Below are 13,182 nucleotides of genomic sequence, written 5' to 3' on the forward strand. Positions count from 1 at the left end.
TTAAAACACCCCCTCACTCACAGCATTGAATGCGCAAGCCTTGTTTTTCTAATTCGGTAATTCGATCGTCTTGATTAGGCAGTGAATTTAAAAGTTCCGCCACAAATTCATAATAGAGACTATTTGTATTCAGGGAATAAAAAATCCACTGGCCTTTCCTTTTCTCTCGAACCAATTCAATATCTTTTAGTTTTCGCAAATGCTGACTGATGGCTGGCTGGCTCATTTGATAAATTTCAACCAGTTCGCATACACAGCACTCATTATTCTGCAGCAATTTCATCATCGATAATCGCGTTTTGTCCCCAAGAAGTTTTAGCACTTGTGATGCTTTCTCGATTTCAATTACATTCTCTATACTCATAAAGGACACCTCCTTATGCCAATATCATTATATAACTATACACTTATATATTGAAGAGTTTTTTGAAAAAATCTATCAGTAACTCATTTATTTAGAACACGTGGTCTCGAACCTTATTTTTGGCATTTTTTACACACAAATAAGGAAGGATCCATTAGCATGGGTCCTTCCTTAGAATTGACTTTAGTTAATTATTGTTCGAGTAATTGTTGCCGCCTGAATTTTTTCCGCCTTTTTCGCCGATTTCTTGGAAAAATTCTTTATCATGATTCCTTGCAGTAGCTTCTCCGCCTTTTCTGCCAGCTTCTTCCCTGCTCATTGTACCATTCTGATTGTTAGAATTGCTGTTTTGATTGTTGCTTGTCATCTTGAATTCCTCCTTTGTATTTATGCTACATTAGCGTGTTTACCACACGCTGGATGTATTAAACAAAGAAAGGATATTTTAACAAAATTGTAATACTATTCATAAGTTTAAAGCCTATACTAACAATGTTCCCTTACAACATATGTAAGAATACATCCATTTGAAATATTATTGAAATATTTCGATTATATATTCAAAATCTCCATGATGTCCTTTTCAGTCAATGTCCCTGCAGATTCGCCGTTTTGTTCAATGATTTCTTCAATGATATTTTTCTTTTTCTCCTGAAGTTCGTTCATTTTTTCCTCGATGGTTCCTCTTGCGACCAATTTGATCACTTGTACCGTATTCTTCTGACCCATCCGGTGGGCCCTGTCTGCTGCCTGTTCTTCGACCGCCGGATTCCACCAGGTATCATAAAGGATGACCGTGTCAGCCCCTGTCAAATTCAGGCCGGTCCCTCCCGCTTTCATGGAAATCAAGAAGAAGTCCCTTTCCCCCTGGTTAAAGCGGCTGCAGCGCTCCACTCTCTCACCAGGTGGAGTCTGTCCATCAAGATAGAAGAATTCCAATCCTCTTTCCGTTAGTTCACGACCTATCAAATTCAGCATTTTCGTAAACTGTGAAAAAACCAGCACTCTGCGGCCAGCATGCCTCGACTCTTCTACTACTTTCATCAGATGGTCAAACTTCCCAGACCTTCCGCTGTAGCCGTCCACAAAAAGGGCAGGATGGCAGCAGATTTGCCTAAGCCTCGTCAAACCTGCAAGGATTTTTATTTTATTTTTACGGAGGGTATTCTTATCAAGGTGCTTCAGGGCATCGTGCCGCAGCTTTGCCAAGTACGCTGCATAAAGCTTCTTTTGATCTTCCACAAGCTCGACGGAATCTTCCATCTCCACTTTCTCAGGAAGCTCAGCAAGCACATCTTCTTTCAGCCTTCTTAAGACAAATGGCCGAATCCGCTTCGCTATGGACTTCCTTGGAAAATTGCTGAATTCCTTCAAGTCCCCCAATAGCTCCGGAAAAACGACATAAAAAATCGACCAAAGCTCTTCAGCAGCATTTTCAATCGGTGTCCCTGTAAGTCCAAAGCGATGATTGGCTTGAATTTTCTTTACGGTTCGAGCCGTTTGAGTCCCCGGATTCTTAAAAGCTTGAGCTTCATCGAAAAAGGCTGAATGAAATGCTTGCTGTTCATACCATTTCACATCGCTCCTTAATAATGGATAGGAGGTAATGATAATATCTATTCCTTTAAGATCTTTCTGCAATTTCATGCGATCTTTTTTAGACCCGTCCAAGACGATTGCTTCTAGATCTGGTGCAAATCTCGTCAGTTCACTCAGCCAATTGTAGGTTAGCGAGGATGGACAAACAATCAATGCTGGCAATTGTTTTTCACGGATGTTTTCTTTTTCAGATAAGAGGTAGGCTATGGTTTGAATGGTTTTCCCAAGCCCCATATCATCTGCAAGAATTCCTCCAAAACCATAGAACGCAAGGGTCTTCATCCATTGATAGCCCCTAATTTGATAGTCTCTTAATACATGCTGAAGAGGCAAGGGAACCTTAAACGACATGCTGTTTGGATTCTTAAGAGTATCCAAAAACGATTTAAATGTATCATCAAATTGGAACACCCCTTCTTCATCCACTGTATACAACAGACCAAGACTGCGGGTCAGCGGCAATTCAAACCCATTACTTAAATCTCCTGCATCTTCAGGCAGATAGTTCAAGAATCGATTGATCTCCTGCATCTCCCGTGTTTCCAAAGAAAACAACGAACCATTTGGAAGGCGGTAGTATTTCCTTTTTTCTTCAAGTGCTTGAAGCAGCTCTTTAATGGTTTGTTCGGAGAATCCATCCATTTCAAATTTAAAATCAAGCCAATTGATCCTGTCTTTTTGTGCCTTTATCCTTATACGCGGCTTGGCATTTCCTCTGAATAATCGGGTGCGTACCGCTGAAGTTGCATAAACCGAAGCCATCTTTTGAAGTTTAGGGACTATGTAGGTCAAAAATTCATATTCAATTTCCTCATTATGAAGGAAATAGCCTTCTTCTGCCTTGCCGAAAAATTCATCCATGAGTCTCATGATGACTTCTTCTTTTTCAACATCCCTGATGAGCCATGAGGCTGCCTTTGTCTCTTTATTTTCCAAAGGATTGATGACCACATTTTCATAATGAAATTCCAACCCGGCCAAAAGTCTGCCACCAACACGATCCAAATATAGCTTTGCGTTCAAAGCAGCTTTTTTCCAATTTCCTGCGATTGATTCATCGATATCCACCCGGCCCCATTTTTTCAGACCTGGCAGGACCTTTCCCATAAAAAAGCCAATCTGATCCTTTGCAATGGGCAAGGTATTGGATTGAGTCTTTTCTAGCATCTGTTTTAAATAATGAAGTCTTTTGCCATCCTCCTGTTGGAACAGGTACACAATTCCTTCAAAAAAAGCGGTTTGATAGGCTGGCAATAAAATCAAACGAGATAAACCATATACGTTCAATTCAAACCCACTGGTTCCACGAGGAGATAGGACAAATCTTAAAGATGGCGGTTCTTCGGAGATAGTCCATTCATTAAACCGCACACCATCATACTCAACAGCTGAATGCGGCACTCTTGCGAACGTTGGAAGCAGTTGACTCCAAATCGAAGGGGGAAGTGTGAGCATAGAATGATCTCGATCCGCTCCAACTTGTTTTGATGCATGATCGTCTGCCGCGCATTGAATCAACAATTGTATGACGGCATCGTCCTCATGTGAAAAACAATGCAGATTGGGATTATACATGAACGATTCGCTTATTTCTATCGGATGCAATCGCTGAATCGCGCTCAAAAAAGAACGGATGTCCCCAACAGGCATCCCTTCAACATTCACGCTGATCGCTAAAAGAGGGGATTCTCCCCCGACATGCAGCACTGTGCAAGTAAACTCGATGTCAAGAACCGCTCGATCTTCAAAGTGATTCTGCTGGCCGCTCGTCCTCCTTGGTTTATTATCAAATAAACTGATCCACTGATCCGCCATTCTATCCTCTGCAAATGCAGCAGGAGCAGGAGCCGCAGAAGTCATTTTATTTTGTTGTAAAATATAAATAAGAACCGCTGCGATATGCTGACAGTCCCGGTCAAAGGAAGCAAGGGAAGGGCAGCTGCACATAGCACTGAATTCCTCTTTCTGCCCCTTTCTCACACTGACGAAAAAGTCTTCTGTGCCTCTGACCACCGCCTTACAGGTTTGATTGTCAGCACTCTTCATCTCTATTTTATTGGAACGGTAAAAAGCTTCTCCTCTCTTGAAGGAGACAGTTCCGCATCTTTCTTTAATAGCTTTTTCTGTTAATTTTAAATCCATGGCACTTCTCCTTCCTGAGAAATTCTCCACTGAACCATTATTATACTATTTTTTTATACACACCGCTTGCCATCAAATAAAAGCCCCTTTATATAAAGGAGCTTTTAAATGAATCGATTTAATTGAAAAATGAAGAATTTCATTCATCCTGTGGAATCAGAATCTGGCCGACCTTTCCTGTCTTGAGAAGCGTATGCAAGATAGCATTCGAAAGGTGAGTAGTCTGATAAGGCTTGATCAGATAGTCCGCCGCCCCAAGTTCCAAAGCCTTTTTCTTTTCATCAAGTGCTGAGGAAATGATGATAGGGATGGATGAAAGACGGTCATCATCCTTCATGAATTTCATAATTTGCCATCCATCAAATCCATCTTCCTTTTCAAGCAGGATATCAAGGATTACTGCATCGGGTACACAATGCTCAAACGCTGAAAGGGCCTCCCTTCCTTTGACGAAATGTTGGACAATAAATCCATTATCCCTTAATTCAGTCAGAATTAAATCTGCCAGACTGGAGTCATCCTCTATTACCATGATCCGATGGCCATTATTACCCTCATGGTCTTCCAGGCATTTCTGCTCAACTTCATTCAAATTCGTTCCCATAGGAAAAATTAATGTAAAGACGCTCCCTTTACCAAAAGTGGAAGAGACGCTTACTTCCCCTTCATGGGCTCTCATAATTTCCTGCACGATTGAAAGTCCTAAGCCTGTTCCTCCGATTCTTCTTCTATCGGAATTATCTACCCGATAAAATTTCGAAAAAATATTAGGAACTGCTTCAGGTGGAATTCCAAGTCCATTATCAACAATATCCACTATTAGAGAGTAGCCATCTGGATACATTCTAATATTGATATCGCCGCCATTTGGTGAATACTTGACTGCATTACTGATCAGGTTTGTGAAGACTTGCTCTATTTTTGAACGATCGCCTAATATCAAGTCCTGATCTATAGACGTTTCAATTTTAATATCATGTATATCGGTATTGACTTTCTGATTCTCAATTACATTTCTCACTAAGGGAATCAATTTGAAATATTTTTTTTCATATGTCTGCTTCCCTGATTCCATTTTCTGAACATCCAAGAAGTCATTGATGAGTGCAGTCAAACGTTTTGCTTCATTGAGAATGGTGGTTAAATATTTTTGTTTTCTTTCCGTTTTTAACTCTTTATTCAACATCAATTCCGTGAAGCCAAGAATGCTTGCCAACGGAGTCCTTAGTTCATGGCTTACGGTGCTGACGAATTCAGATTTCATTTGATCAACTTCAAATTCTTTTGTAATGTCGCGATGGACCAAAACAATTCCAGCCATTTCACCAGAATGATACAACTTCTCAAAATATACATGAATGACTTGTCTTGTCTCTTTTTTTGTATAAACGCAAAAGACATCCTTATGATCTTTTCCTTTAAGTATTCCTTCAATGAACGAAAGGAAATCTTCAGGATTTTGAATGGAGTCTTTCACATAATCTGCCCATTCCTGAAAACTGATTCCTCTTAAATGATTCACTTTTGCATGGATAGGGAACAGTTCCCTGAACTGATCATTCACTTGAACGATGGTGCCATTAACATCAAGAAGCTGGATCCCTTCTTTCACCGTATTAAGGATATCCTGATTCAACTTGCGGTCTTCGTCTGACTGTTCATAGATCTTGATCTTCTCAAGAGAAACACCTATTTGCTTGGCCAAAGCTTCGTATTCAATCATTTCATACTCATGAAAATTCCCGCTGAATCTTGTGAAGACCATAAAGGCTGTCAATTCATTTTCTGAAGAGAGAATTGGAAGATGGAGATCATGGCAGCTGCTCTTCTCGAGATGGTAGCCTTTCTCATCCCCTTTCAGCTCCCTCTTAACGATATAGCCTTCTTTATAACGCTTTAATCTCTCAACAATTCCGCCATTCACTTGATCCATCATCTGATCGGTCGCAGATGCAGAAAGTCCAAAGGAAGAATGGCTTCCATCTTCCGTCATGATAATAATTCCGCGATCGGCTCCAATGATTTTCGACATATTCACAACAATGCTTTCCAGCACTTCTTCTTTATCAAGCGAAGTAGAGATATGATGAATGAGGCTGTTTCTCCTGCTTAATTTTGCTTCATTCATCCTTAAAGAGTTCAATGTGGATTCTAATTCATCTTGTTGTGCTTGAAGTTCATCTTGTTGTGCAATTAATTCCTCATTTTGCGAAAGAAGATTTTGCTCATTTTCTTGTATGCTCAAAGTCATCTGTTTGAAGGCTACTGCAAGGGCACCTATTTCATCCTGCCGTTTTGAATCGACCTTGATTTCCGCTTCCTTCCCAGAAGCAATCTCATTGGCAGCAAAGGCAAATTGCGAAAGCGGCAGGCCGACATCCTTTATCATGACCCTGATAATTCTGAACATGACAAGCAACAGCAATAAGATAAAGGCGATAAACCCGATTTGAATATAATTCTGCTTTTTTATCACATTGGATACCTTGTCATTCAGGGTTGTGGATATAAAGGTGGCATAGTCCACTTCATTCTGTAAAAATTCATTCACTTTCTTAGTGCCTTCGTCATTTGCATACTGTTTAACTTTGTTTCTATCACCTTTTTCATAGGAAGTTATCATTTGAGGCAAAGTATCATCAAAATAAAATTTTGTAAACCCTTTGATTTCTTGTACGAATGCTCTGTCTTCAGCCGAGGTAGCAGAGTTATCAAGATTTTGAGTTAATTCCTTGATCTTCGATTCCTTCGAAAGAGCGTTCTCCTTCAATGATTCATTTTCATAAGCAAAATAGCCCCTGATATCGATAAAGACTGAATTGTAGTTGTCGTAAATGCTCCTGGCAGTCCGAGATTTACCGACTAGCTCTTCCCGCTCTTCGAAATAGGTGTTATATATATGTTTTTGCGTGTAATAAAGCACTCCAGTCCCTGCCAGGAAGCAAAAAGCAAAAATGCTTAACAGAAATATGAATTTCCTTGATAAGCTTTTTTTTACATAACGATTGATCTTCATGAAAGGATTTCCCCAATTTTTTCAAGCAATTGCAGTGGACTGAACGGTTTGCATATGAAGTGATCAGCACCTGCGTTTTTCACGATTTCCTGCTCGTATTGTTGACTCTTTGCCGAAAGCATCAAGATCTTTGCGTCTTTATTGGATTTTCCTGCCCGGACCATTTGGATTAATTCCAAACCTGTGTAGCCTGGCATCATGTAATCCAAAATTAACAGGTCAAATTCTTGCTGCTGTATCAAATCAAATGCTTCATTTCCATCTGCAGCTTCGTAAACATCATAATCTTCATCCTCCAATGTATCGAGGACCAGCATCCTTAATACCTCTTCATCTTCTGCCAACAATATTTTCTTCAATTGGCTCTCTCCTTAATCGTTGTATTCTTGAATGTGTTCTTCATTATCGTATAGGATTCTTTTAGTCTTTCAGAATAACGAGGCTGTTCCCACTCATTCCATGTATAAGAGGTGGTGCTTGTTTTTAAGATTACCCCTTGCTTCTGTTTTGGAAGAGTCGATGCCATCTTTCCATTCTTAACGAAAACAACTGCTGCCCGAATCCCATCGATTTTCACTTTGCTTTCTAGACCTGCTGTCCATAGGTCTCCAAGTGCTTCTTTTTGGCTTGGATCCTTAATATTTAAATTCAGCCAAGGGATCCTTAATTCCAAAGACTTTTTATTATTACTAATACTAATATCGGTCAATGAATCAAAATTTTGACTTAGCGGATTGGCATTTCCGAATCTAAATTTCCCAGCTTCATAGGATTGGAAAGGTACTCTTAACCCAGTTGAAGGTATAAGAAGTGGTTTATTCAATGCCAATTGAATGGTATGGAATTTTCCGCTATCCTTTTTATTTGCATTTTCCTCCTGAGGGAGCAGTTTTAATTGATTGGCATATTGATAATAAAAAGAATCATAGTAGCTGTCTACATAAAGTCTTGAATGATCTTTATCTGAAACCTCTGCCATAAAGTCGATTCCAAAATCAGTTTTCATTTTCTGGCCCCCATTAAGAGGAATCGTTTTCTGCCCCTGGCCGTCAATCGTATCCAATAAAACGTAGGTCTGGTCTTCTTCCATATCCACAGGGTTTTTAAAATTGATGTTTAGGTAAAAATATCCTTCATCGGAAGAAGCACGAATAGAAGTGATATTGTTGTTTCTTCCATTCGATTCATACAACGAATTGCTGTTTTTAGAGTTCCAGTCAATGGTGTTTCCATCCACATATAAAGGAGTGCCGTTTGAATCCGGTTCAAAGCCAAGCAATCCGAAATGCTGTTCGTTTGTTTGAACATTGGTCCAATATGGCCTTCTATCAGGATCATCGAGGTCCATTGTATTCCATGTCCGTTTAAACCACTCATCCTGCCATGTGAAGACAAGCCCTCCGGCATATCCCTGGTCGACAATGGAATGGAATAGCCGGGCATCGATATTTCCTTGTTCCTTTTCCGAATGAAAGCCTTGATCCATCCCTGATGCGTTCCTATGAGTCAGCCCCCTCGAGGAAGGAACTCCGAACTCAGCTACAAGGACAGGCATATTATGTTTTTGTATTAAGTCATGAAGATAGCCGGCATAATTGTTTTGCTTGCCGTTTGAATCCTTGAAGTCAACATAGTTCTTTTCATAGTTCATAAAATCCGGGTAATACGGATAGATGTGATAGGACGCAAAAAGCCCGGAATGGAATCCTTCCTGTGCTTCGATATGATTCGGATCGACGGTTGCCTTATCTTCATCAGGAGATGGTTCTGCCGGATGATGGAGCATATCTGTCGTTGGCCAATTCGTAAAGCTCATAGAATGCTGCCAATGATATTTCTCTGTCTCATAAGATGTGGCATAATCCATATTTTCTGCTAGCCATCCTTCAAATGGAGACGCATTTGCAGTCTTGAAATACTTACCTGAATATGGCGGTTTTGCAGAATACTTCTTATTTGTATTCGCTACGGCATTCGGGTCCCACTCAATCCCCAGCATATACCCTAAGACATAGCGTGAAATGTCTTTCTTATATTCCCCATACGCATGGCCGGGTACTTTTTCAATCACTGCATTCCCATGGACAATGTCGATCATCTCTTTCATTTCTCTACGGAAGTCTGACGTTACCTCTTCACTATATGCATCCTGTGTTGCTACGAGGCTTTCCTCATTGACCCAGGCACCATGAATTAAGAACAATGGTTTTTCAGCAGTCTGATTGTATTCATAAAATGCTTCATAAAATGCAGGGGGATGCAGCGTATAGACCCTGATGGTGTTTGCATTCATTTCCCCAATCTGCTGGAACCACTTCAAATATTCCTCCTTGGTGATAGCGGCCTCTCCAGGAAAATAACCGGGCTTGGCAATCCCCATGTTCACCCCTTTGATTAAGAGATTCTCCCATTTGCCATCTTTGAGTATCTGTATATATTTTTGATTTGTTTTACTGTTGGTATTTATTCCGTTTGATTGATTAATCTCTACTGTTTCTTGATTTACATGCTGACCGATTCCTTTATGGAGGATGCTTTTCATGATTGGGACATATCCGGACCAATAAAATGATTTTTTGGAATCGATCATTTTACGCCATTCAGATATCCCGCTTGTTTGATAGATGGATGGTACATCTGATTCATCGGCATAATCACCTGCAAAATAATAAGAAGAATATTTGGCATTAACATGATGAATAACCGCAGGAAATACACTCGGTATCCCCAGTCCATTTAATTTTCTCTTCGCTTGATCAGTCAGTTTTAATTCGTAATTTGCTAAGATGTCCTCATTATTTCTGGCAGATACAATATCAAACCAATATTGATAGACAGGTGAAATATTTTTCCCGAATTCTTCTTGCCCCTTTGATGTCAATGTAAAAGTAGCGCCGTTTTGTTTGAGGCTTTTTTGATCTAAGACGATGATTTCGTCATTCTGATTGACCAATATAAGACCATAGCCTTTGTAATCCCATTTCCTATTGCCTTCTTCATATAGTTTTTTAACCCATACAGGGACTTCATTACTGGACAAATCGTCAAAATACCGCCCGATCCAGCCGCTCCAATCTGCATTTAGAAGGTTCGCCATCTTTGCTTTCACTTCCTCAGATGCAGGACTCGCAAACGTGTTAAATTCCGCTATCAACGTTTTTCCCGTTGTCTGCAGAAGTGCTTGTTCCAGCTGATTAACTTCTCCTGCTTCCAATCCTCCATATATTTTAGAGGATCTTTCTCCCGTTTCGTTTCTTCCATTGATATCTTTATCATAAACGCCATATTGGTCCGTTATATAATAGACATCATACTTGTCAAGATTTTTAGGCAGCGGATGCACTTTGAAACTGCTGCCTGAAGGGGAAACCCCTTTATAGTCTTTACTGAATGAATACGTACGATTTCCTTCGAGTTTGTATTTTTCATTGTTTAAGAGCCAGACTAGTCCCTTATGCTCCCGGTAGGAAGTATCCGGCACTGTTTTATCCATTATGAGTACATTAAGGTCCTTGCTCCCCTTTAACTGCCAGATCCAAAATGGACTGGTTACGATTAAGAGTATTACTGCTACAAATGTGAGGACCTTCCAAGGAATTGAGGTAAAATTTTTCATTGTGAAACACCTTTCCTTTTCATTTCTCCCCAGCTTTTATCGCCTACAATCATCTGCCAGATGCCTTCGCAGCGCCAAAATACTGTCAATGGACGATACCAGAGGGTTTCTGTAAGGGAGTAAAGGAATAATTTAATGATGCTGCCTGCACTTGGATACCTGCGGAGGCTCCATTCTTCCAGTAGCACAGATGCCATCGAAAATAAGGAGCCATAAATGCATGATAATAAAAATATTAAAATGGCAAATTCAATATAAATGCCCCCTAAAAATAGAGAAAAAATCACGTAAAGATAGCCGAGTAGTTCAATGACCGGGCCGAAAAACTCCACTAGCCAAAAATAAGGGATCGAAACGAAGCCAATTGACCCATAAGAAGGATTGAACAGCATCTTTCGATGATTCCAAAGACTTTCGAACAACCCCCTATGCCAACGCCTCCGCTGCCTTCTAAGAAATTTAGTATCTTCAGGTACTTCAGTCCAGCATACAGGATCGGGTATGTAGACAATATTTTTCTTTACTTTTTTTTCTTTAATCAAACGGTGGAGTCTTACAACCAGTTCCATATCCTCTCCAACAGTGTCCGTTTTATATCCTCCAGCATCTAAAACCCATTTTTTATCGAATACACCAAATGCCCCAGAAACAATCAGAAGCAGATTATGTCTGCTTAACCCAATTCTGCCCATTAAAAATGCTCGAAGATATTCAATGATCTGCATGATCACCAAGGGACTTGATGCTAGCCCGACTTTTATGATGTTCCCGTTTTCAATTTGACATCCATTGGCAATTCGTATGCTCCCGCCTGTTGCAATTACATCACCATTTGAATCAATAATCGGCTTCATAACTTTCAAGAACGCATCCCTCTCAAGGACCGAATCCCCATCAAGAGAACAGATATAAGGAAAATGGGAGAAGTTCAATCCCGCATTCAGCGCATCAGCCTTTCCGCCATTTTCTTTATCAATTAGATAAAGATTTGGAAGAGACTTGGATTGATAGATTTTTTGGATAGGCTTTGCTTCTACTTGTATTCTTAAGACCCGGTCAATCTCAACCATATCGTAGGTTTCAATCATCTTTGCTAAAGTTTCGTCTTTAGATCCATCGTTGATCACAATAATTTCAAAAGAAGGATATCGAATACTCAGTAAAGACCTGACACTCTGTACTATGCCCGCTTCTTCATTGTAAGCTGGAACAAGTATAGAGATGGGGCGGATAAATGTATCATCCATCAATTCATCATAAACAATATCATGATCTAATTTATACTCTTTGTAGAGCTGCATCATCGAAATAATTAATATCACCGAATAAAAGCTTATGACAATCACCATATAAACGGTAATGAAGGACGCAAAAATCAGTAGTGCGCCTGACCAGAATTCCATTATAAGACTCCTTTATTCATCCATTCCCTCGCCATATCTCTAGCAAAGGGATCAGTGGAATTAATGATTGCATTTTGAAGAACCTTTTCTCCTCCATTAATAATAGACAAAGCATGACCGGCTTCTGATCTTACATACCAGGAGTGGTCGGAAAGAAGGTTTTCCAGATAGGGTAAAAGCGATGTTTCATTCGCTCTGCCGAAAATTTTGGCAGCCATGAGCCTTTCTTGCCAGATTTGAGAAGAAGCTAATGGGAGATACATTTCATAAGAACGGATGTATCCGATTGAAGCAATGGCTTTTGCCGCCCTTAACCGGACTTCCCCTTTATAATTACGATAAATGGACTCGATCAATGGCAAATACTTGAATTCTTTCTTTTGCCCTAAAATATCCAGAAGGGCCCATTGCAGTTCTGGTTTTAAAATATGGTAAGAAAGGATTATAGGATCAAGGTTTTCATCCGAAAGGTATACGAGAATTTTCCTATAGTCCATATCTTTTAAATCTGTGAATTTATATTGAATCAATTCAAAGAGGGAAGGATGAGAAAATTGAGCCAAAATTTTCAACCCTTCCACGATTTCTTCTTTAGAAGCATTCTTTCTGCATATGGAATAACAAACATGCTCCGACATGCCGTTAAGCTGGAAAAGTTCAATGTGATAGAGAGCATTCATGCGGCTGCTCCACTTCCTGCTGCGAAGTCCTTTCAAATAAAAGGAAGATAAATGCTTTTCTGCAAGACTTGAGATTTTATTTTCAGCAGCATCATCCTTTAATAACTCCCCATAATTTTCAAGCAGCTCTTCCATTGCAATCATTTTTCGTGGTGAATCTACGATAAGCTTCCTTGTTTTTTTTCCCTCCATCACATACTCAAGAAGGAAAGGATGGAAGGTTTCTTTTAATCTATCGATCTTTTTTCTGGATTGGATCTCGCTTGTCTTCCTGATAATCAAATAGGATAGAAGGATTATAAGCAAGACAAATATAGTAGAGGAAACGATGCCCAGAAATAATATTTCTTTCGTCAACACTC

7 protein-coding genes and 1 pseudogene are annotated in these 13,182 nt (G+C 39.8%); all 8 read right to left on the bottom strand.

Annotated features, from left to right (window positions below):
• Positions 1-13: 13 nt before the first annotated feature.
• Entirely contained in the window at positions 14-364 is a 351-nt protein-coding gene (locus ABTV07_RS10990; RefSeq protein WP_433742308.1) for an ArsR/SmtB family transcription factor, read from the bottom strand.
• A 223-nt stretch (positions 365-587) separates the two neighbouring features.
• Positions 588-731, bottom strand: a pseudogene (locus ABTV07_RS10995) (stress-induced protein, KGG, repeat-containing protein); the annotation flags it as partial.
• Positions 732-916: 185 nt separating this feature from the next.
• A complete protein-coding gene (locus ABTV07_RS11000; protein ID WP_433742309.1) occupies positions 917-4,105 on the bottom strand; it encodes an SNF2 helicase associated domain-containing protein in 3,189 nt (1,062 codons plus the stop codon).
• Positions 4,106-4,244: 139 nt separating this feature from the next.
• Complete coding sequence (locus tag ABTV07_RS11005) at positions 4,245-7,121, bottom strand: ATP-binding protein (RefSeq protein ID WP_433742310.1); 2,877 nt, start codon at positions 7,119-7,121, stop codon at positions 4,245-4,247.
• On the bottom strand, positions 7,118-7,480 hold the full coding sequence (locus tag ABTV07_RS11010; RefSeq protein WP_433742311.1) for a response regulator transcription factor: 363 nt from the start codon (positions 7,478-7,480) through the stop codon (positions 7,118-7,120). Before ABTV07_RS11010 ends, ABTV07_RS11005 begins: the two co-directional genes overlap by 4 nt.
• Positions 7,477-10,737, bottom strand: coding sequence for a hypothetical protein (locus ABTV07_RS11015; RefSeq protein WP_433742312.1), 3,261 nt, complete (start codon positions 10,735-10,737; stop codon positions 7,477-7,479). The genes ABTV07_RS11010 and ABTV07_RS11015 overlap by 4 nt, the downstream gene beginning before the upstream one ends.
• Positions 10,734-12,140, bottom strand: a complete 1,407-nt coding sequence (locus tag ABTV07_RS11020) for a glycosyltransferase family 2 protein (protein ID WP_433742313.1) — start codon at positions 12,138-12,140, stop codon at positions 10,734-10,736. The genes ABTV07_RS11015 and ABTV07_RS11020 overlap by 4 nt, the downstream gene beginning before the upstream one ends.
• A complete protein-coding gene (locus tag ABTV07_RS11025; protein ID WP_433742314.1) occupies positions 12,140-13,180 on the bottom strand; it encodes a HEAT repeat domain-containing protein in 1,041 nt (346 codons plus the stop codon). Before ABTV07_RS11025 ends, ABTV07_RS11020 begins: the two co-directional genes overlap by 1 nt.
• Positions 13,181-13,182: the final 2 nt, after the last annotated feature.

This window comes from Falsibacillus pallidus, assembly GCF_050990905.1.
Classification (GTDB): domain Bacteria; phylum Bacillota; class Bacilli; order Bacillales; family DSM-25281; genus Falsibacillus; species Falsibacillus pallidus_A.